Origin of the sequence: Streptomyces sp. SAT1, assembly GCF_001654495.1 — a bacterium.
In the GTDB taxonomy this organism is placed as follows: domain Bacteria; phylum Actinomycetota; class Actinomycetes; order Streptomycetales; family Streptomycetaceae; genus Streptomyces; species Streptomyces andamanensis.
This window is the reverse complement of the sequence record NZ_CP015849.1, coordinates 94,132-117,573: the sequence shown is the minus strand read 5'-3', so window position 1 is coordinate 117,573 and position 23,442 is coordinate 94,132. Positions and strand designations below refer to the sequence as shown.

Genomic DNA, 23,442 nt, shown 5'->3' with positions numbered 1-23,442 from the left:
TACCGGTGACGGCGGGCGCGGTCATGCGGCCGGGCCCCCCTGCGCGGGCACGGCGGCCCCGGCGTCCGCCGTCGCCGGCACGGCCCAGCCGAGACCGTCGGACGAGGCCACCAGACCGTCCGAGAACAGCGGCTTCTCCAGGGTGGTCGCACCGCCCATGGAGGCACGGGCCTGGACCTCGTTCATGCCCTGCATCACCTCCGTCACCACCTGGGTGCCGAACAGCTCGCCCATCCGCTCGCCGCTCTCGGTCTGCGCGGGGCCGGTACGGGTGACCGCGTCCGCCAGCTCCCTGGAGGAGCCGCCGAAGCGCTCCTTGAGCCCCTCCAGGTCGGTCAGCGCCGACTCACCGGAGGAGACACCGCCGACCAGCTCCACGAAGGCCCGCAGATCGGTCGCCTCGGCCCGGGACACCTTGCGGGCCTGCCAGAAGTACGACTCCTCGTTGTGCTGCATGTCGTAGAAGGCGAGCAGGAACTCGTAGAACACGCCGTACTCGCGGCGGTAGCGGCGTTCGAACTCGCCGAAGGCGCGCTCCTCGTCCAGGCCGCCGCCGAGCGCGCTGTTGATCGAACGGGCCGCCAGCAGACCGCCGTAGGTGGCCAGGTGGACGCCGGTGGAGAACACCGGGTCGACGAAGCAGGCCGCGTCGCCGACCAGCACCATGCCGGGCTGCCAGAAGCGCTCCATGGCGTACGAGTAGTCCTTGCGGACGCGCAGTTCGCCGTAGGGTCCCTCGGTGACGCGCTCGGCGTCCTGGAGGAATTCCTTGATCATCGGGGCCTGCTCGATGAACTGGGCCATGGCGCCCTCGGGGTCGCGCGAGAGGGTGCCGACCTGGGAGCGGTTGACGACCGCGCCGACGCTGGTGAGCGTGTCGGTGAGCGGGATGTACCAGAACCAGCCGTCGTCCCAGGCGCAGCACAGGATGTTGCCGGCGTCCGGTCCGGGCAGCCGCTTGCCGCCCTCGTAGTAGCCGTAGAGGGCCACGTTGCGGAAGAAGTCCGAGTAGTTGCGCTTGCCGACCGTGCGGGCGAGCCTGCTGTTGCTGCCGGAGGCGTCGACCACGTACCGGGCGGCGGTCTCGTGGGTGCGGCCGTCCTCGTCGGTCCAGCGCAGGCCGGTGATCCGCTCGCCCTCGCTCAGCGTGGCCACGGCCGTGCACCGTTCGCGGACCTCGACGCCGAGGCGGCGGGCGTTGTCCAGGAGGATCTTGTCGAACTTCATGCGCTCCACCTGGTAGGCGGTGGAGGTGGGGCCCGACATCAGCGGGGAGTAGGCGAACAGGAAGTTCCACGGCTCGGGGTTGGAGCCCCAGCGGAATGTGCCGCCGCGCTTCGGCATGAAGCCGGCCTTCTCCAGTTCCTCGGTCACGCCGAGGAAGCGGCACACGCCGTGGATCGTCGCGGGCAGCAGCGACTCGCCGATCTGGTGGCGGGGGAAGGACTCCTTCTCCAGCAGCAGGACACGGTGGCCGGCCATCGCGACCAAGGCGGCGGTGGTGGAGCCGCCGGGGCCGCCGCCGACCACCACGACGTCGTAGGAGCCGGCGGGACCCGCCGTGGTGGTGTCGGTGGCGTGCTCGGGCGTGGACATGTGTTTCTCCCTGGAAGTGCGGCCGGGGCCGGTGGGGTTGGCGGTTGCGTGTCGTGCGGGCCGCACGGGCCGGACGACGGCGCCCGAGGGGATCGGGCGGGGCCGTCCGGCGGGGCGGCGGGACATGTGCCGTGGGGAAGGAGGTGTCGGAAGCGGGGCCTGGGGCCCGGCGACGACCTGCCCGGCAACGCAAGTAAGGCTTACCTTAGTTGGCTGGCGGACGCCGGGTCAATCGCCGTCGGCGGCCGCTGCGGGCCCCCGTCCGGGACGGCCCGCAGGGCCGCGTCCAGCAGGGGACCGATCTCGTCCAGCGCACGCGCCGACATCACCTCGTCGTGACCGCAGTCCAGTACGTGCTCGGTCAGCGGGCCGTCGATGTGGGCGGGCCACACCAGGCCCGGTGCGTCCTCAGCGGGGGTGGAGCGCGCGGCGGTGAAGAACAGCACCGGACCGCGGAAGTGGCGCGTACGGCTGCGCGAGAGCAGGCGCACACAGTGCACATTGGTGTCGACGACGGCGTGCAGCAGCTCCTCGTCGAACCCGGCGAGCAGGCCCTGGCTGTCCCGGATCGCGGCGACCGCCTCGGCGCGGCTCACCGCACGGCCGCTGTCGCCGTCGAGGCCGGCCACCGCCAGCAGGAAGCCGCTCTCCTCCCGCTCCAGCCGCTCCCGCCAGTCGGGGGAGTCGAGATGGGACCAGTCCTCCCGCTCGGGCGGGTAGGCGTCCAGCAGCGCGAGGAACGCCACGTCCTCGCCCCGCTCCTGGAGCATCGCCGCCAGCGTGTGCGCCACCGTGCCGCCGAAGGAGTATCCGGCGAAGTGGTACGGCCCCTCGGGCTGGACGGCGCGGATCTCCGCCAGGTACAGCTCGCACAGCCCGGCCACGTCGGCGACGGCGGGCAGTTCGCCCGACAGGCCCGGTGACTGCACGCCGTACACCGGCCGTTCCGGGTCCAGGTTCCGCAGCAGACCGGTGTACTGCCAGCTGAACCCGGAGGCCGGGTGGAAACAGAACAGCGGCGCTCTGGAACCCCGTTCGCGCAGCGGCAGCAGGACCCGCAGGGCGTCACGGCGGGCGTCGGTGCCGATCCGCGCGGCCACCCCGGCCACCGTCGGCGCCGACATCACCGTGCCGACCTGCACCGGCACGCCCAGCTCGGCCCGGATCCGGCCCACGAGCCGCATCGCCAGCAGCGAATGGCCGCCCAGGTCGAAGAAGTTGTCCTCCACGCCGACCCGTTCGAGCCCCAGCACCTCGGCGAACAGCCCGCACAGCAGCTCCTCGCGGGCGTCCTTCGGCGGGCGGCCCCCGCCCGTGTCCCCGAAGGCGGGCGCGGGCAGCGCGGCGCGGTCCACCTTGCCGTTGACCGTCAGCGGCAGCGCGTCCAGCGGGACGAACACGGACGGCACCATGAACTCCGGCAGCAGCGCCGACAGTCTGGCCCGCAGCGCGCCCGTCCCCGGCTCGTCCGGGGCGTCCGGGGCGTGCGCCCCGCCGGAGGCGGCGACGGTGTACGCCACCAGCCGCTTCACCCCGCCGGGACCCGTGTGCACGGCGACCGCGGCGGCGGCCACCGCCGGATCGCCGGTGAGCGCCGACTCGATCTCGCCCAGCTCGATCCGGAAACCGCGGATCTTCACCTGGTGGTCGGTACGGCCCAGGTAGTCGAGCTGCCCGTCCGCCCGCCAGCGCACCAGGTCGCCGGTGCGGTACATCAGCGTGCCGGGCCCGCCGAACGGGTCGGCCACGAACCGCTCCGCCGTCAGCGCCGGGCGCCGGAAGTAGCCGCGCGCCAGCCCCGCCCCCGCCAGGTACAGCTCGCCCGGCACCCCGCGCGGCACCGGCCGCAGCGCGCTGTCGAGCACATAGGCGCGGGTGTTGTGGATGGGCCGGCCGACGCAGGAGGACGCGCTCGCGTCCGCTTCCGCGCCGAGCGCGTTGATGGTGTACTCGGTGGGGCCGTAGAGGTTGTAGCCCATGGTGCCCTCGGTGTCCCGCAGCAGCGTCCACAGCGAGTCGGGCACCGCCTCGCCGCCGAGCAGCACCAGCGTCGGCCGGTGCCGGTCCGCGTCCAGCAGACCGGCGTCGACCAGTTGCTGCCCGTAGGACGGGGTGACGTTGACGACGTCGATGCCGACCCGGTCGTAGTGCGCGGTCAGCGCCGCCGGGTCCAGGCGCAGCTCCTCGCCGATGACATGCACCTCGTGCCCGTCCACCAGCCAGAAGAACTCCTCCCACGACATGTCGAAGGCGAACGACACCGTGTGCGCCACCCGCATCCGGCGCCCGCCCGCCAGCTCCACGGCGGGGCCGAAGACGCGCTCGCGGTGGTTGAACAGCATGTTGACCAGTCCGGCGTAGGGCACCACGACCCCCTTGGGGCGGCCCGTCGAACCGGACGTGTAGATCAGGTAGGCCGGGTGCCGGCCGTCCCGGGGCGCGATCAGCTCGTCCTCGGTGACCGGCGCGCCCGAGCGGCCCGCGAGGTCCGCCGCGGTCGGCGGCGCGTCCAGCACCAGCGGCGGCACACCCGGCACGCTCGGCACCCGGCCGGCGACCGCCGTCGAGGTCACCAGGCACAGCGGCGCGGCGTCCTCGACCATCGCCGCCAGCCGGTCCACCGGATGGTCCAGGTCCAGCGGCAGATACGCGGCGCCCGTCCTCAGCACCGCGAACAGGGCGACGACGAAGTCCGCCGAGCGCGGCAGGCCCAGCGCCACCGTGCGCTCGGGACCGGCGCCCCGCTCGATCAGGACCCGCGCCAGACGGCAGGACCGCTCGTCCAGCTCGGCGTAGCTCAGCCGCTCGTCCTCGAAGACCAGCGCCGTCGCGTCCGGAGTGGCCGCGGCCTGCCCCGCGAACAGGTCGATCAGCGACACGTCCGGCACCGAGTGCCCCGTGTCGTCGCCCAGTTCCAGCAGCGCCGCCCGCTCCTCGTCCGCCAGCGCGTGCAGCCGGCCCACCGCGGTGGCACCGCCCGCCGCGAACTGCCCGACCAGTCGGCGCAGCCGGGCCGCCAGCTCCCCGGCGGTCGCCGCGTCGTACAGGTCGGGCCGGTAGGCGAGGCTCAGCTCCAGCGAGGGGCCGGGCGTCACCGCCAGCGTCAGCGGGTAGTGGGTGCCGTCCACACTGTGCGTCCAGCCGATGCCGTACCGGGCGACGGCCTCCTCGCGGGCGGCGTCGTCCAGCGGCGTGTTCCGGAAGACGTACAGCGTGTCGAACAGGGTCCCGAGCCCGGTGGCCCGCTGGATACGGCCGAGACCCAGGTAGTGGTGCGGCAGCAGCTCGGCGTGCTCGCGCTGCACCCGTACCAGCAGGTCCCGCAGCGGCTCGTCCGGGCGCAGCGTCACCCGGAACGGCAGCGTGTTCATGAACATGCCGATCATATGGTCGACGCCGGGCACGTCCGCCGGGCGGCCCGAGACCGTGGCACCGAACACCACGTCGTCCCGGCCGGTCAGCGCCGCCAGCGACAGCGCCCAGGCGGCCGACAGCACGGTGTTCAGCGTCACCCCGCAGCCACGGGCGAACTGCCGCAGCCCGTCGCTGAGTTCTGCGCCGAGCGCGATGTCCACCACCTCGGCGGTGACCGGCTGCCGCGCCGGGTCGGCCGGTGCGACCAGGGTCGCCTGGTCCAGCCCCGACAGATGCGCCCGCCAGGCGTCCAGCGCCGCCGAGGAGTCGGTGTCCGCGAGCCACCGCAGATAGTCCCGGTACGGCGTCACCGGGGGCAGTGAATCCAGGTCGCCGCCGCGCCCGTACAGCGCGAACAGCTCCTCGAAGAACAGCGACTCCGACCAGCCGTCGGTCAGGATGTGATGCTGCGTCACACACAGCATCCAGCGGTCCTCGGCGAACTTGAGCAGTGTCACGCGCATCAGCGGCGGCGCGGACAGGTCGAAGCGGGTCGCCGCGTCGGCGAGGGAGAACTCACGCTGCGCGGACCGCTGCGCCTCCTCGTCGAGACCGGTCAAGTCCTCGACGCACCACGGCAGTTCCCAGGCGGCCGGGACGGCCTGCACCGGCTGGGGCAGACCCTCGTGCCAGAAGCCCGAGCGGAGATTGGGGTGCCGGCGCAGCATCGCGTCGAACGCGGCCCGCAGCGCGGCCGTGTCGACGGCGTGCCGCAGCTCCACGAAGTTCTGCATCAGATAGACGTCCAGCGCCCGGTCGTCGTACACCGCGTGGAAGTACAGGCCCTCCTGGAGCGGCGCCAGCGGCAGCACCTCGGCGATCTCACCGAACGCACCGGCGAGCGCCGCCCGCCCGGCCGCGTCCGGGACCACCAGCGGCTCCCGGGACACGACCGGTGCGGCGCCGGCGTCCACAGCGCGGGCGGCGGTGGCCAGACCCGCCGGGGTGCGCTGCTCGAACACATCACGCGGGGAGAGCACCAGGCCCTCCTTGCGAGCGCGCGTCACCAGCTGGATGGAGACGATGCTGTCACCGCCCAGGGCGAAGAAGTCGTCGTCCACACCCGCCGAGGCCAGACCCAGCACTTCCGCGAAGACCCGGCACAGCGTCTCCTCACGGGCGTCGCGAGGCGCCCGGGACACCGCCGCCCCCGTCAGCACCGGAGCGGGCAGCGCGGCCCGGTCCAGCTTGCCGTTGACCGTCGTCGGCAACGCGTCCACCACCACGACCGCCGCCGGCACCATGTGATCGGGCAGCACCGCCGCCAGCTCCGCGCGGACCGCGACCGGATCGGCGACGCCGGTCACATAGCCGGCCAGCCGCTTGACCCCGGGAGTGTCCTCGCGCACCACGACCGCGGCGGACGCCACGCCCGCCAGCGCGACGAGCGCGGACTCCACCTCGCCCGGCTCGATCCGGTAACCCCGGATCTTCACCTGGTCGTCGGCCCGCCCCAGATACTCCAACTGCCCGTCAGTGCCCAGCCGTACGAGGTCACCGGTGCGGTACATCCGGGTGCCGGGCGGGCCGTAGGGGTCGGCGACGAACCGCTCGGCGGTCAGCGCGAACCGGCCCAGATAGCCGCGCGCCGTGCCGTGACCGGCGAGGTACAGCTCGCCCGTCGTCCCCGCCGGAACCGGGCGCAGCGCGCCGTCCAGCACATAGGCGCCGGTGTTGCCGATGGGCCGCCCCACGACCGGCGTGCCGCGCACCGAGAGGTCGGCGGCGAGCGCGTCCACCGTGTACTCGGTCGGCCCGTACAGGTTCACCGACATGACGCCACCGGCGTCCCGCACCTCGGACCACAGCTCCGGCGGCACCGCCTCGCCACCGAGCAGCAGCAGCGCGGGCCGGTGGTGCGCGGCGTCCAGCAGGCCCCAGTCGAGCAGCTGGCGGGCGTAGGTGGGGGTCACGTCCATCGCGTCGATGCGCCGCCCGCGGACGTATCCCACGACGAACTCCGCGTCGCGGCGGCCCACTTCGTCCAGCACATGCAGCTCGTGCCCGGCGATCAGCCAGAACAGCTGCTCCCAGGAGGTGTCGAAGCTGAACGACGCCGTGTGCAGGGCCCGCAGGGTGCGCCCGCCCGCCGCCGCGACCACCGGAGCGAAGACCTCGCCGATGTGGTTCGCGTACAGGTTGGACAAGCCGCCGTGGGTGAGCACCACGCCCTTGGGGCGGCCCGTCGAACCCGAGGTGTAGATCACGTACGCCGGATGCTCCGCCACCACGTCCGGCGGCACGGGCACCGTCCCGGCCGCCTCGACCCCGGTCAGGGGCGCGTCCAGCAGGATCCGCTCCGGCCCGCCCGTCCGCGGCAGCAGACCGACCGCGTCGGAGGTGGTCAGCACGCACACCGGAGCGGCGTCGTCGAGCATGTACGCCAGCCGGTCCTCCGGATGGTCCAGGTCGAGCGGCAGATAGGCACCACCGGCCCGCAGCACCGCGAGGATCGCCACCACCGACTCCGCCGACCGCGGCACCGCGAGCGCCACCACCGACTCCGGGCCCACCCCGCGCGCGACGAGCAGTGAGGCCAGCCGCGCGGCCCGCCGCTCCAGCTCGGCGAAGGTCAGCGTCACCTCGCCCGCGACCACCGCGACGGCGTCCGGCGTCCGCGCCACCTGCTCCGCGAACCGGTCGGCGACCGTACCGCCCGGTACCTCCCGCACCGCGCCCCGCCAGCTCTCGCGCACCCGCCGGGACTCCGCCTCCGGCAGCAGCTCCAGGGTGCCGACAGCGACTTCGGGAGGCCCGGACAGTCGCTCCAGCGCCAGGGCCAGACGCCCGGCGAGCAGTTCCGCGTGCCGGGCGTCGAACAGGTCGGGGCGGTACTCCAGACGCAGCAGAGCGCGCTCCTCCAGCGCCACGGCGAGGGTCAGCGGATAGTGCGTGGCGTCACGCGCCTCCACCCCGGTCACCCGGAGCCCGCCGCCGACCGTGCGCGTCGCCCCCGGGTCCACGGGATAGTTCTCGATCACCACGAGCGTGTCGAACAGCTCCCGGCCGCCCGCCTGCTTCTGGATCGGGCCGAGCCCCAGGTGGTGGTGGGCGAGCAGCGCGTTCTGCTCGTCCCGGAACCGCCGCAGCAGCCCCGCCACGCTCTCCTCGGGGCGCGTCACCAGCCGGACCGGCACGGTGGTGATGAACAGACCGAGCATCGACTCGACCCCCGGTATCTCGTCCGGGCGGCCCGACACCGTCAGACCGACCACCACGTCCTGACGGCCCGTCACCTGACCTATGACCAGGCCCCACGCACACTGGATCAGCGTGCTCGGCGTCGTCCCGAGCCGCCGCGCGGCCGCCGTCAGCCGCGCCGTGGCCCCGGCCGACAGCTCCAGCGCGTGCACCCCCGGCCGCACCGCCGGACGCGCCGGGTCGGCCGGCGCGACCAGCGTCGGCTCCTCCAGCGTCGCCAGCGCCCGCCGCCAGGCGGCCTCGGCCGCCGCCACGTCCTGCTTCTTCAGCCACTTCAGATAGTCCCGGTACGGACGCGCCGCGGGCAGCGCGGACACGTCGCCGTCGCTGCCGTACAGCGCCAGCAGATCGCCCACCAGCAGCGGCATCGACCATCCGTCCACCAGGATGTGGTGCACGGTGATCACCAGCCGGTGGTCGTCGTCGGCGACCCGGGCCAGCACCAGCCGCACCAGCGGCGGCCGGTGCAGCTCGAACCGCCGCCCCAGCTCGGCGCGTTCCAGCTCGGCCAGCGCCCGCCCGGCCTCCCCGGCGGCGGACAGATCGGCGCGATCGACACCGATGCGCACCTCCGCCGGCACGAACTGCACCGGCTGCGGCACCCCTTCGTGCCAGAACCCGGCCCGCAGATTCGGGTGCCGACGCAGCAGCGCGACCGCCGCCCGCTCCAGCCGGGCCGCGTCGACCGGCCCCGCCAGCGCCACCGTGACCTGCACGGTGTACACGTCGGCGGCGCCGCGTCCGGCGTCGTAGACGGAATGGAACAACATGCCCTGCTGCAAGGGGGACAGCGGCAGCATGTCCTCGATCCGAGCCTGCTTCACTGCTGGGCCCTCCACATTTCTTCGAGCATGGTGATCTGGTCCTGGTCGAGTTCGAGCAGGTCGAGGTCCGAGGGCGTGTGCCCGGCGGTCGTCCCGCCGTCCGCCCAGGCGGCAAAGGTGTCCAGCGCGTCCAGCCAGCCGTCCGCCAGCGCGCTGACGGTGCCCTGGGACAGGGCCTCGCCCGCCCACACGAACGACGCCGCGAGCTGCGGCCCCTCCGGTCCGCCCGTCACCTCCGCGACGACCTCCAGCGCGTGGGAGAGCGGCAGGGCCGGATCGGGGGCCACGGCCAGGGCGTCCGCCTCGGGGGCCGGACCCCAGTCGGCGGTGGCGCGGGCCGTCTGCCGGCCCAGGTAGTTCCACAGGACCTCGGCCGCGCCGGGACCGAACAGCCCGGCCGTGCCGGCGTTCAGCCGGCGCAGCAGACCCGCGCCCACCCCGCCGTCCGGCACACCGCGCACCTGCTCCTTGACCTCCTTCAGGGCCGCGCCCGCGTCCTCGGACCCCGCCAGCACAGCTGCCGGGTCATAGGCGCGCGCCCCCAGCCGCAGCGGATACACCGAGGTCAGCCAGCCGACCGTACGGGTCAGGTCCGCGCCCGGCACGAGATCCTGCTCCCGGCCGTGCCCCTCCAGGTCCACGGCGAACCCGGCCGCCTCCGCGGACCGGCCCGCACGGGCCGCCCAGGCGCCCACGGACACCGCGAACGCGGTCAGCAGGATGTCGTTCACCGTGCCGTGCACCGCCGAGGGGACCCGCTCCAGCAGCGGCGCCGTCCGCTCGGCCGACAGCCGCACATCGAGCCTGCGCGCCGTCGACACGGTGTCCCGCCCCGGATCCAGCGCCCGGTCGGTGAGCAGCCGCCCGCGCGGCGCCTCCGCCAGCCAGCGGTCCAGCTCCGCCAGCCGCCGCGCACTGTGCGCCTCGGCGAGCAGCCCGGACGTCCAGGTCCGCAACGACGTCGGCACCGGCTCCGGCGCGGGCGCCCGGCCCGCCGCCGCGGCCTCCCAGGCCGCCCGCAGATCGGGCAGCAGGATCTGCCACGACACCTCGTCGACCACCAGATGGTGCGCCACCAGCAGCAGCCTGCCCGGCGCGTCCGGACCGGCATCGAGGAACACCGCCCGCACCGTCCGTCCGGCCACCGGATCCAGCTCCCCGGCCGCCCGGTCCGACTCCCGCGCCACCAGCTCACGCAGCGCCCCGTCACCGAGACCAGCGGCATCCACCGTGCGCAGCGCCGAAGCGGCCTCCAGCGCGCCCACCGGCCGCACCTCGGCGCTCCACAGCCCCGGCCGTGCCACCGACAGCGCCAGCCGCAGCCCGTCGTGCCGGTCCAGCACCGCCTGGAGCGCCGTGACCAGATCGGCCGCGCGCACTCCGGCGGGCAGCCGCACCAGACGGGCCTGGCAGAAGCGCTCGTACGGGCCGCCCCGGGCCGCCAGCCAGTGCGCGGCCGGTGGCAGGACCAGGGGCCCCGTGCCCACGTCCGCCGGGCGCGGAGCCGCACCGGTCTCCTCGGGCGCCACGACCGCGGCGAGCGCGGCCGGCGTCGGATGCTGGAACACCTGGCGCGCCGTCATGGTGAGCCCGGCCTTCCGGGCGAGGCTCACCAGCCGGATCGAGACGATGCTGTCGCCGCCCAGCTCGAAGAAGTTGTCCTCGACGTCGACGGCCGGCAGCCCGAGCACCTCGGCCATCAGCCGGGCGAGCACCTGCGTCGCCCCCACCCCCGTCCCCGAGGGGACGGACCGGGCCGCACCCGAGGGCACGGGCAGAGCACGGCGGTCGAGCTTGCCGTTCCTGCTCAGCGGCAGGGCGTCCAGCGTCACGAAGAGCGCCGGGACCATGTACGCGGGCAGCCGCTCCGCCGCATGGGCACGCAGCTCGTCCGGTACGACGGCCGCACCGGGCGCGGGCACCACATAGGCGACGAGCTGCTGCACCCCCGGCCGGTCCTCGCGGACGTGTGCGACGGCTTGTGCGATGCCGGGTGCTTCGGTCAATGCGGTTTCGATTTCTTCGAGTTCGATGCGTTGGCCGCGGAGTTTGATCTGGTGGTCGGTGCGGCCGAGGTAGGTGAGGGTGCCGTCGGGGTTCCAGCGGGCGAGGTCGCCGGTGCGGTACATGCGGGTGCCGGGGGTGCCGTGGGGGTCGGCGGTGAATCGTTCGGCGGTGAGGGCCGGTTGGGTGAGGTAGCCGCGGGCGAGTTGGGTGCCTGCGAGGTAGAGCTCGCCGGGGACGCCTATGGGGACGGGCTGGAGGTGGGTGTCGAGGACGTAGACGCGGGTGTTCCAGACGGGTGTTCCGATGGGTATGGAGTGGCTGTTGTCGGTGGTGTGGGCCGGGGCGCGGGTGACGTCCACGGCCGCCTCGGTGGGGCCGTACAGGTTCTCCAGCGCGACCGGGCGCGGTGCGGCCGAGGCATGGAACCTGGCGGCCAGGTCCGCCGAGAGGGTCTCTCCGCTGCACACCACGAGTCGCAGGCTCGGGCAGTCGGACAGCTCGGTCTCCGTCAGGAAGGCGGCGAGCATCGAGGGCACGAAGTGGCAGACGGTGACGGCCTGTTCGCGGATGAGCGCGGCCAGGTAGTGGGGGTCGGTGTGCTCTTCGGGCCGAGCGACGACCAGCGGCACGCCCTGCGCCAGCGGCCAGAACAGCTCCCACACGGAGACGTCGAAGGTGGTGGGTGTCTTGAGCAGTACCCGGTCCGTCGTGGTGAGTTGGTAGGTGTCCTGCATCCACTGGAGGCGGTTGACGATGGCCGCGTGCTCGATCAGTACGCCCTTGGGGCGTCCGGTGGATCCGGAGGTGAACAGTATGTAGGCCGGGTGGGACGGCAGCAGAGGTGCGAGCCGGTCGGCGTCGGTGACGGCATCGGACCCGAAGCCCGCCAACTCTTCGTTCACAGCGGGCGAGTCGAGCAGTACAGCACCGGGCCGGAGGCGTTCGGGCAGTGTGCCGAGTGAGGCCCGGTCCGTGATGACGCACACCGGTGCGGCGGTGTCGGTCATGTAGCTGAGCCGGTCGGCGGGCAGGGCGGGGTCGAGTGGCAGGTAGGCGCCTCCCGCGCGTACGACGGCGTGCAGGGCGACGAGGAGTTCCATGGAGCGGGGGAGGGCGACGGCGACGACGGACTCGGGGCCGACTCCCCGGCCGATGAGCAGCCGGGCCAGCCGGTTGACCCGCTCCTCGAAGCCGCCGCGGGTCAGGAAGGCGCCGTCGAAGAGCAGCGCGGTGGCCTCGGCATCGCGGGCGCCGCCCGCCACGAGATCGGCGAGGGTGGCGGGACCGTCCGGGGCGCGAGCGGTGTCGTTCCAGCCTCGCAGCACCTGTTCCCGCTCGCCCGAGTCCATGACCGGGAGGGCGGAGAGCGTCTGCCCCGGGTCGCCCGCCACCGCGTCCAGCAGCCGGACCAGTCGCCCGGCCAGCCGCTCGACGCTCGCGGCCTCGAACAGGTCCGTCGCGTACCGCACCCCACCGCTGATCCGGCCGTCCACCGGGGAGCCGCCGAAGGCGAACTCCAGGTCGAACTTGGACCCGCCGATCTCCACCGGCAGTTCGTCCGCCGGCACCCCGAACAGCTCCGCCACTTCGGTGGTCGTCGAGTGATAGGTCACCATCGTCCGGAACAGCGGGTGACGCGCCCCGGCGGACCGCCCGACAGCGTCGGCCACGGCCTCCAGCGGAAGGTCCGCGTGCGAGAACGCGGCGAGATCCGCGTCCCGCACCCGCTCGACCAGCTCGGCGAAGGCGGGATCGCCGGACAGGTCGGCCCGCAGCACCAGCGTGTTGAGGAAGAACCCGACCAGGGTGTCCACCTGCTCGTCCTCCCGCCCGGACACCGGAGTACCGAGGGGTATGTCGTCACCGGCGCCGAGCCGGTGCAGCAGGGCGGCGACCGCCGCGTGGACCACCATGAACACGGTCGCGCCGCTCTCCCGCGCGATCCGGGCCAGCTCCGCACCCGTACGCGGGGACACCTCGAACAACACCACGTCACCTTCGTGCGAGGGGGGGGCGGGGCGCGGCCGGTCGGTGGGAAGCGGTACTTCCTCGGGCAGACCGGCGAGGGTGTGGCGCCAGTATGCGGTCTGGCGGGCGGCCGGTGAGCGGGGGTCGTGGGGGTCGCCGAGGAGGTCGCGCTGCCAGAGTGCGAAGTCGGCGTACTGGATGGGTAGTTCGGGGTAGTCGGGGGTGGTTCCGGTGCGTCGGGCGCGGTAGGCGGTGCCGAGGTCGGTCAGCAGGGGGCCGGTCGACCACTCGTCGGTGGCGATGTGGTGCAGCAGCACGACCAGCACATGATCGTCGTCCGCCGCGCTCAGCAACGCGGCCCGCAGCGGGATCTCCCGCGCCAGGTCGAAGACGTGCCCGCCCGCCGCGACGGCCTCCTCGGCCAACCGGTCCACGGCGACCGCGCGCACCGCGAACGGCACCCGGCACTCCTCGGGGGCCAGCACCCGCTGGTACGGCTCCCCGTCGACCTCGGTGAACACCGTGCGCAGCACCTCGTGCCGGGCGACCACGTCCGCGAAGGCCGCCTCCAGCGCCTCCGTGTCGACCGGGCCCCGCAGCCGGACCGCGAGCGGCACGTTGTACGTCGTCCCGGGGCCCTGCACGCTGTCGATCAGCCACAGCCGACGCTGGGCGTACGACAGCGGCAGCAGCGCCGGCCGCTCGGCCGCCCGCGTCAGCGCGGGCCGGCCCGACGCCGTGCGCTCGGTCAGCCGCGCCGCCAGCCCGGCCACCGTACGCGCCTCGAACAGGTCGCGTACGGCACACTCCACCCCCAGCGCGGCGCGCAGTCGGCTCACCGCGCGCGCGGCCAGCAGCGAGTGCCCGCCGAGCGCGAAGAAGTCGTCCTCCACCCCGACCGACGTCCTCTCCAGCAAGGCGGCGAAGACGCCGGCGATCACCTCCTCGCGTGCGGTGCGCGGCGCCCGGAACACGCCGGTCTCCGCCTGCGGCGGTGCGGGCAGGGCGCGGCGGTCGAGCTTGCCGTTGGCCGTCAGCGGCAGGGTGTCCAGCGTCACGAAGGCACCGGGCACCATGTACTCCGGCAGCCGCGAGGCGGCGTGGGCTCGCAGCGCACCGTGGTCCGGGGCATGGGCACTGCCCGGCACCGGCACGACGTACGCCACCACCTGCTGACCCTCGTGGACGTGTGCGACGGCTTGTGCGATGCCGGGTGCTTCGGTCAATGCGGTTTCGATTTCGCCGGGTTCGATGCGTTGGCCGCGGAGTTTGATCTGGTGGTCGGTGCGGCCGAGGTAGGTGAGGGTGCCGTCGGGGTTCCAGCGGGCGAGGTCGCCGGTGCGGTACATGCGGGTGCCGGGGGTGCCGTGGGGGTCGGCGGTGAATCGTTCGGCGGTGAGGGCCGGTTGGGTGAGGTAGCCGCGGGCGAGTTGGGTGCCTGCGAGGTAGAGCTCGCCGGGGACGCCTATGGGGACGGGCTGGAGGTGGGTGTCGAGGACGTAGACACGGGTGTTCCAGACGGGTGTTCCGATGGGTATGGAGTGGCTGTTGCCGGTGGTGCGGGCCGGGGCGCGGGTGACGTCCACGGCCGCCTCGGTGGGGCCGTACAGGTTCTCCAGCGCGATCCGCAGCTCGCCCGCCGAGGCGTGGAAGCGGGCCACCAGGTCGGTCGGCAGGGCCTCCCCGCTGCACACGACCAGCCGCAGGCTCCGGCTTGTGCTGAGGTCGGAGTCGGCCAGGAACGCGGCGAGCATCGACGGGACGAAGTGGCAGACGGTGACGCCTTGTTCGCGGATGAGCGCGGCCAGGTAGTGCGGGTCCTTGTGCCCCTCGGGTCGTGCGATCACGAGGGTGCTGCCGAAGGCGAGCGGCCAGAAGAGTTCCCACACGGAGACGTCGAAGGTGGTGGGTGTCTTGAGCAGTACCCGGTCCGTCGTGGTGAGCTGGTAGGTGTCCTGCATCCACTGGAGGCGGTTGACGATGGCCGCGTGCTCGATCAGTACGCCCTTGGGGCGTCCGGTGGAACCGGAGGTGAAAAGCACGTACGCCGGGTGGGACGGCAGCAGAGGTGCGAGCCGGTCGGCGTCCGTGACCGAGTCCGCCGCGAGCCCCGCCAACTCCTGTTCCACGGACGGCGCGTCGAGCAGCACGGCATCCACTCGGAGGCGTTCGGGCAGGGAGAGGAGCGAGGCCCCGTCCGTGACCACGCACACCGGTGCGGCGGTGTCGGTCATGTAGGTGAGCCGGTCGGCGGGCAGGGCGGGGTCGAGCGGCAGGTAGGCGCCTCCCGCGCGTACGACGGCGTGCAGGGCGACGAGGAGGTGCACGGAGCGGGGGAGGGCGACGGCGACGACGGACTCGGGGCCTACTCCCCGGCCGATGAGCAGCCGGGCCAGCCGGTTGACCCGCTCCTCGAAGACTCCCCGGCTGACCGGCGTACCTTCGTGTACGAGCGCGACGGCCTCGGGCTCGCGGGCGCCGCCCGCCACCAGACCGGCGAGGGTGGCAGGTCCGTCCAGGGTACGAGCGGTGTCGTTCCAGACGCGTAGCACCTGTTCCCGCTCGCCCGCGTCCAGCAGCTCCAGCCGCGCCAGGGGGGCGTCCGGTGCGGCCACCACCCGCTCCAGCAGCCGTACCAGCCGGGACAGCAGCCGCTCGGCGCCGGAGCGCTCGAACAGGTCGAGGGCGTAACGGACTCCGCAGGTCAGCACCGGGCCGTCGGCGCCCGGCAGCCGCCGGAAGAGGATCTCCAGGTCGAACTTGGCCGCACCGGCGCGGACCGGGCACTCCACCGTGTCCGCGCCCAGCAGCCGGCTGTGGTCCGGGCCGCCGCCCTCGTAGGCCACCATCGTCTGGAAGAGGGGGTGGCGGGCGAGCGTGCGGTGCGGGTCGAGGGCCTCCACCATGCGGTCGAAGGGCAGATCGGCGTGGTCCAGGGCGGCCAGGTCGGTGGCCCGCACCCGGGCCAGCAGGTCCGTGAAGCTCGGGTCGCCGGAGAGGTCGGTACGGAGCACGAGAGTGTTGACGAAGAAGCCGACGAGGCCGTCCAGCGCGGTGTCGGAACGCCCGGCGACCGGGGCGCCGAGGGGGATGTCGTCACCGGCGCCGAGCCGGTGCAGCAGGGCGGCGACCGCCGCGTGCGCCACCATGAACATGGTCGCCCCGGAGTCCGCCGCGAGCCGTTCCAGCCCGGTCAGCACCTCCTCGGACAGCTCCACGGTGAGGGTGTCGCCCCGGTGGGAGGGGACGGCGGGGCGCGGCCGGTCGGTGGGGAGCGCGAGCTCCTCCGGCGCCCCGGCGAGGGTCTGGCGCCAGTATGCGGTCTGGCGGGCGGCCGGTGAGCGGGGGTCGTGGGGGTCGCCGAGGAGGTCGCGCTGCCAGAGTGCGAAGTCGGCGTACTGGAGGGGTAGTTCGGGGTAGTCGGGGGTGGTTCCGGTGCGTCGGGCGCGGTAGGCGGTGTCGAGGTCGGTCAGCAGGGGGCCGGTGGACCACTCGTCGGTGGCGATGTGGTGCAGCAGCACCACCAGCACATGGTCGTCGTCCGCGACATCGAGCAGCGTCACCCGCAGCGGCGGACCGGCGGTCAGGTCGAAGGTGCCGGTGGCGGCGGTCTCCACCGCCTGCTCCAGATCCGCCGCGGCGACCGGGCGTACCGCGAACGGCACCCGGCACTCCTCGGGGGCCAGCACCCGCTGGTACGGCTCCCCGTCGACCTCGGTGAACACCGTGCGCAGCACCTCGTGCCGGGCCACCACGTCCGCGAAGGCCGCCTCCAGCGCCCGTACGTCGACCGCGCCGCGCAGCCGCAGCGCGACCGGGACGGTGTAGGTCTCGCTCGGTCCCTCCACCTGGTGCAGGAACCACAGCCGGCGCTGCGCGTACGACACCGGCACCGGTGTGGGACGCTCGGCGGCCCGGGAAGGCGCCGGACGGGCGGTGGCCGACCGCTCGGCGAGCCGGGCGGCGAGCGATCCGACCGTACGGGTCTCGAAGACGTCCCGCACCGAGCAGGCGGTGCCCCCGTCGCGGACCAGGGCGGCGACCCGGGCGGCGAGCAGCGAGTGCCCGCCGAGGGCGAAGAAGTCGTCGTCGGCGCCGACGGCGGACACGCCCAGGACCTCGGTGAACACGGCGGCGAGCCGCTCCTCCACCGGTCCGCGCGGGGGCCGGGAGGGCTCGGCCGCTGCGAGCACCGGGGCGGGGAGCGCGGCCCGGTCCAGCTTGCCGTTGACGTTCGTCGGCAGTACCTCCAGCGGTACGACGGCCGCCGGGACCATGTACTCGGGCAGTTCGGCCGCCAGATCGCGGCGGAGCGCGGCGGGCTCCGCCGTGCCGGTGACGTAGGCGACCAGGCGGGGCGCCCCGGGGGTGTCCTCGCGGACCACGACCGCGGCCGAGGTGACACCGGGGCGGGCCGTCAACGCCTGCTCGATCTCGCCGAGTTCGATACGGAAGCCGCGCAGCTTGATCTGGTCGTCGGCGCGTCCGAGGAATTCCAGCAGGCCGTCCGGGCGCCATCTGGCGAGGTCGCCGGTGCGGTACATGCGGGTGCCGGGCGGGCCGCAGGGGTCGGCGACGAACCGCTCGGCGGTCAGGGCATGGCGGCCCAGATAGCCGCGCGCGTGCTGCGCACCCGACAGGTACAGCTCGCCCGGCACCCCGGGCGGCACCGGACGCAGCCGCGCGTCCAGCACCCGGGCGCGGGTGTTGTCCAGGGGGCGGCCGACGACCGGGGTGGCGCTGTCGGTGACCCGGGCCATGAGCGCGTCCACCGTGAACTCGGTCGGACCGTAGTAGTTGACCGTCTCCACCCCCGGAACCGCCGCCAGTTCCGACCACAGCGCGGGCGGCACCGCCTCGCCGCCGAGCAGGAACAGCGGCGGCCGCCAGGTACCGGTCAGCAGTCCGGCGTCGAGCAGCTGACGGGCGTAGGACGGGGTGACGTCCAGGGTGTCGATGCCGTGCTCGCGGACATACGCGACCACGGCGTCCGCGTCCCGGCGGCCGAACTCGTCCAGGATGTGCAGTTCGTGCCCGGCGACCAGCCACAGCAACTGCTCCCAGGAGGAGTCGAAGGCGAACGACGCCGTGTGCAGCGCCCGCACCCGCCGGCCCAGCCGCTCGGCGACCGGCCGGTACAGGGCGCGCTCGTGGTCCCGGTACAGGTTCGTCAGCCCGGCGTGGTGCAGTCCGACGCCCTTGGGGCGGCCGGTCGAGCCCGAGGTGTAGATGACGTACGCGAGGTGTCCGGGGCCGGCAGCACGGGGAGCGGGCAGGTCCATGGCCGTGCCGAGGCGGGCCGTGAACGCGGGATCGTCCAGCAGCAGCCGTGTCACGCCCGGCAGTTCGGGCACCGAAGCGGCGACATCCGCGGACGTCAGCACGCACACCGGTGCCGCGTCCCGGAGCATGAACTCCAGCCGGTGCGCCGGGTGGTCCAGGTCCAGCGGAAGGTAGGCGCCGCCCGCACGCAGTACGGCGAAGGCGGCCACCACCGCGTCGGCCGAGCGGGGCAGCGCGAGCGCCACCACGGTGTCCGGGCCGACGCCCTCGGCGGACAGTGTGCGCGCCAGCAGCTCCGCCCGGTCGTCCAGGCCGGCGAAGCTGAGCCGGTCCGTGCCGCAGACCAGGGCCGTCGCCTCGGGGGTGTGGGCCGACCGCTGGGCGAGCAGTTCCACTACGGTCCCCACCGGCACCGGGCGGGCGGTGGCGTTCCACTGCGCGAGCTGTTCGCGCTCGGTGGTGTCGAGCAGTTCGTACCCGGACACGGGGAGCGCGGGATCGGCGACCGCCTGCGCGAGCAGGCGCAGGAGGCGGTCGGCCAGCCGTTCGGCCGTGGGCCGGTCGAAGAGGTCGGCGGCGTAGAACACCTCCAGATCGATGTCGTCGGCGTGTGCCGTGTCGGAGAACGTGAAGTCGAGGTCGAACTTGGTGGTGCCGGGGTCGATCCGGTCCACGCGGGTGTCCCGGCCGAACAGCCGGCGCACGTCCTGGGTGACCGTGCTGTGCGACACCATCGTCTGGAAGAGGGGGTGCCGGGCCAGGCCGCGATGCGGGTTGACGGCCTCGACGACCGTGTCGAAGGGCAGGTCCGCGTGGTCCAGTGCGGTGAGGTCGGTGGTCCGGACCCGCTGGAGCAGGTCGGCGAAGGCGGGGTCGCCGCTCAGGTCGGTGCGCAGGACCAGGGTGTTGACGAAGAAGCCGACGAGGTCGTCCAGCGCGGTGTCGGTGCGTCCGGCGACCGGGGTGCCGAGGGGGATGTCGTCACCGGCGCCGAGCCGGTGCAGCAGGGCGGCGACCGCCGCGTGCACCACCATGAACACACTGGTGCCGCTCTCCCGCGCCAACCCGCGGATGCGGGAGGCGAGTTCGGCGGGAAGCGCGCGGTGCACCATGCCGCCCGCCTGGCCGGGCCCGGCCGGACGCGGCCGGTCGGCGGGCAGCGCCAGCTCCTCGGGCAGACCTGTCAGCACCGCACGCCAGTGGTCCGCCTGCCGGGCGGTCGGCGAGTCGTCGCCGCCGTCGAGCAGGGCGCGCTGCCAGAGCGCGAAGTCCGCGTACTGCACGGGAAGTTCGGAAAACTCGGGTGCGGCCCCCGTGGTCCGCGCCGCGTAGGCCGTCTCCAGGTCGCGCAGGAAGGGGCCCATGGACCACTCGTCGCTCGCGATGTGGTGCAGCAGCACCACCAGCACCTGCTGCCCAGTCGCCGGGTCGCGGAGCAGCGTGACCCGGACGGGCGGTTCGGCCGCCAGGTCGAAGAGGTGCCCGAGGGCCCGTTCGCGCTCAGCGTCGAAGCGGGCCTCGGACGTCTCCACGACTCGCAGCCGCACGCCCGCCTCTCCGGGGGAGAGGATCCGCTGGTACGGCTCCCCGCCCGCCTCCGCGAACACGGTGCGCAGTGTCTCGTGGCGGGCCACGACGTCACCCAGCGCCGCGTCCAGGGGGCCCGGGTCCAGGGGCTCGGTGAAGCGGGCCGCGAACGGGATGTTGTAGGCGGCGCTCGGGCCCTGCATCTGGTGCAGGAACCACAGCCGCCGCTGGGCGTGCGACAGGGGCAGCCGCTCCGGGCGGGCGGCGGCCGTCAGCGGCGGGAGCGTGGAGCCGTCCCGCCCGGCCAGCCGCTCGGCCAGCGCCGCGGCCGTACGCGCCTCGAACACGTCACGGATGCCGCACTCGGTGCCCAGCGCGCCGCGCACCCGGGCGATCACCCGGGCGGCGAGCAGCGAGTGCCCGCCGAGGGTGAAGAAGTCGTCGTCCGGGCCCACCGAGGGCAGGCCGAGCACGTCGGCGAGGATCCCGGTCAGGATCTCCTCCCGGGCACCGCGCGGCGCCCGCGCCCCGGCCGTGGTCAGCCCGGACAGGTCGGGGGCGGGCAGCGCGCGCCGGTCGACCTTGCCGTTGGCGGTCAGCGGGAAAGCGTCCAGGACCACCACGGCCGAGGGCACCATGTACTCCGGCAGCCGGGCGGCCGTCAGCTCCCGCAGGGCGACCGGGTCCGGCACCCGGCCCTCGCCCGCCGGGACGACGTACCCGACGAGATGCTGTGTCCCGGGCACGTCCTCACGGACCACGGCCACCGCACGGCCCACGGACTCCGCCGCCCCCAGCACGCTCTCGATCTCGCCGAGTTCGATGCGGAAGCCGCGCAGCTTGACCTGGTCGTCGGCCCGGCCGACGTACTCGATCCGCCCGTCCGCGCGGCGCCGCACCAGGTCGCCGGTGCGGTACATGCGGGTCCCGGGCGGCCCGTAGGGGTCGGCGACGAACCGCTCGGCGGTCAGACCGTGGCGGCCCAGATAGCCGCGCGCGAGCTGCGCGCCGGCCAGGTACAGCTCCCCGGGCCGCCCGTTCGGGGTGTGCCGCAGGGAGCCGTCGAGGACATGGGCGCGGGTGTTCCAGAACGGGGTGCCGATGTCGGGCGTGCCCGTGTGGCCGGGGGAGAGGGCGGCGGAGGTGGCCCATACGGTGACCTCGGTCGGGCCGTAGACGTTGGTGACCTTCCTGGCGGTCCGGGTCAGCCGCTCGGCCAGGTCCGCGGGGACCGCCTCGCCGCCGACCAGCACGGACGTGCCGACCAGGGCCGCCGGGGCCCCCTCGGCGAGCAGTGCCTGCCACAGCGACGGGGTCGCCTGCATCACCGCCGGCCGGTGGGCGTCCACCAGGGCGGAGAGGGCGGCCGGGTCGCGCACGGTGTCACGGTCGGCGAGGACCACGGTGGCGCCGCTGATCAGCGGCACCCACAGTTCCAGCGCCGCGATGTCGAAGGAGACCGTGGTGACCGCGACCAGGGTGTCACCGGGGCAGAGGGCCAGTTGGTGCGCCTGCATCCGCAGGAAGTTGGCGAGCGCGGAGTGCGGCACCACCACGCCCTTGGGACGTCCGGTGGAGCCGGAGGTGTGGATGACGTACGCGGGGTGCGCGCCGTCCGGCGGGGCGAGCCGCTCGCTGTCGGCGACCGGGGTCGCGGGCAGGGCCGCGAGGGCGGCCAGGGTGTCGGGAGCGTCCAGGACGACGGTCTCGGTACCCGGCACGTCCGGTGCCGAGGGCGCGGCGGCCAGGGTGGTCAGCACACAGACCGGACGGGCGTCGCGGACCATGTGGTCCAGCCGGTCGGCCGGGTAGTCCAGGTCCAGCGGCAGATAGGCGCCGCCCGTCTTCAGCACCGCCAGCAGAGCCACCAGCAGGTCCGCGGTGCGCGGCAGCGCGATCCCGACGCAGGACTCGGGCCCGGCACCGCGTGCGATCAGCAGCCGGGCGATCCGGTTCGCGCGCTCGTCCAGCTCCGCGTAGGTCAGTTCCCGTCCGTCCGCGACGACGGCGGTCCGCGCGGGGTGCGCCGCGGCCTGTGCGGCGACCGCGTCCACGACCGTGCCCGGTTCCACCTCCCTGGCGGTGGCCTCGGCCGCGTCCCGCAGGGCGCGCCGGGTCCAGCCGTCCACCAGCTCGGGCGCGCTCACCGGGGTGCCGGGCCCGCCGGCGGAGAGTTCGGCCAGGAAGCGGTTGAACTCGGCGCTGCGCGCGGCGAGTTCCTCCGCGCCGTAAGCGAGCGGGTTGGCGTCCAGCTCGAAGCGTATGTGTCCGTCGGCCGCGTCGTGGTACAGGCCGAGGGTGAGGTCGTGGACGGGTCCGGCGGCGATGTTGTGCGCGGTGCCGGGCGCGCCCGCGAAGTCCAGGGCGTAGTCGAAGGCCTTGATGTTCACCATCGGGCCGAGCAGCCCCTGCTCCCGGCCGACGAGTCCGAGGTCGCGCCGGATGTCCTCGGCCCGGTAGCGCTGGTGGGCGCGGAGTTCGCGGACCAGCCGGGCGGTCCCGGCCGTCAGCTCGCCGATGCCCGTACCGGGCCGGACCGGCACGCGCAGCGGCAGCACGTTCACCACCATCGCCGGCACCCACAGGGCCGCCGAGCCCAGCCGGGACATGGCGGGCAGGGACAGCAGCACGTCCCGGGAGCCGGTGGAGCGGTGCAGGAACGCGGCGAACGCCGCCGTCACCGTGTCCGCCCAACTCGCCCGCGCGGCACGGCCGATGGCGTGCAGGCCGGCTGTCGCCTCGGGAGTCAGCACGGCGCCGTCGCGCAGGAAGGTCTGCGAGGCCGGGTGCGCGGCACCGGCCAGCAGTTCCGGTTCGGGCCGGTCGGCGAGCCGCGAAGACCAGAACTCCCGGTCCGCGACGGCCTGTTCGGAACTCCGGTAGGTCTGTTCCTCGGCGACCACGTCGGCCAGCGGCCGGAAGGGCGTGGGCTCGGGCTCCTCGCCCCGGACCAGGGCGGTGTACACCTGGGCGACGCGCCGGGAGACCAGGGAGAAGGCGTAGGCGTCGAGCGCGATGTGGTGGGCGCGCTGGTACCACAGGGCCCGGTTCGGGCCGACCAGGTGCAGCGCGTACGCGAACAGCGGTCCGGTGGCCGGGTCGACGGGACGGCCCATGTCAGAGCGCATCAGCTCCAGCGCCGCCGCGTCGGGGTCCGTGGCGTCGCGGTGGTCCACCACCCGCAGCGCCGGGCCGTCGAGCGCGGCGCCGTGCGGGGCGGGGAACTGCCAGGGCTCGCCCGCCCCGTCCTCCTCGAACCGCACCGTGAGCGCCTCGCACTCCCGGACCGTGCGGCACACGGCCGCCTCGAAGGCGGCGACCTCGACCGGACCGTTGATCTCCACGTACTGCCCGACGTTGTAGACCGGGGAGTCGGGGGCCAGCCGCTGGCCGTACCAGACGCCGGTCTGGGCTCCCGTGAGGGGGAGTCGCCGCTGGGCACGCTCGGTCATGGGTCTCGCTCCAGGGTGGGGCGCGGCACGATGGGGCATCGTCCGCAGGGGAGGGGCAGGGGTCGGGGCGCCGCGGTGGGACGCGCGGCGCGGCGGAACGGACGGGAGGGCCCGCAGGCTCTTCCGCCCGGGTGGGTGTCGGTGTTGGTGCCGGTGCCGGTGTCCGCCGA

The 23,442-nt window shown here is 74.1% G+C and carries 3 protein-coding genes; all 3 read right to left on the bottom strand.

Translation table 11 applies throughout. The features are described from left to right. Positions 1–21: 21 nt before the first annotated feature. The 3 genes from A8713_RS00440 to A8713_RS00430 all read right to left on the bottom strand — a co-directional run bounded on the left by A8713_RS00440 (position 22) and on the right by A8713_RS00430 (position 23,272). On the bottom strand, positions 22–1,596 hold the full coding sequence (locus A8713_RS00440) for a tryptophan 7-halogenase (protein WP_064530851.1): 1,575 nt from the start codon (positions 1,594–1,596) through the stop codon (positions 22–24). Between the two features lie 200 nt (positions 1,597–1,796). Beyond that, positions 1,797–9,011 (bottom strand): amino acid adenylation domain-containing protein, encoded by a 7,215-nt coding sequence (locus tag A8713_RS00435; RefSeq protein WP_064537155.1) that lies wholly within the window; start codon positions 9,009–9,011, stop codon positions 1,797–1,799. A gap of 20 nt (positions 9,012–9,031) precedes the next feature. Beyond that, entirely contained in the window at positions 9,032–23,272 is a 14,241-nt protein-coding gene (locus tag A8713_RS00430) for a non-ribosomal peptide synthetase (RefSeq protein ID WP_064530850.1), read from the bottom strand. Positions 23,273–23,442: the final 170 nt, after the last annotated feature.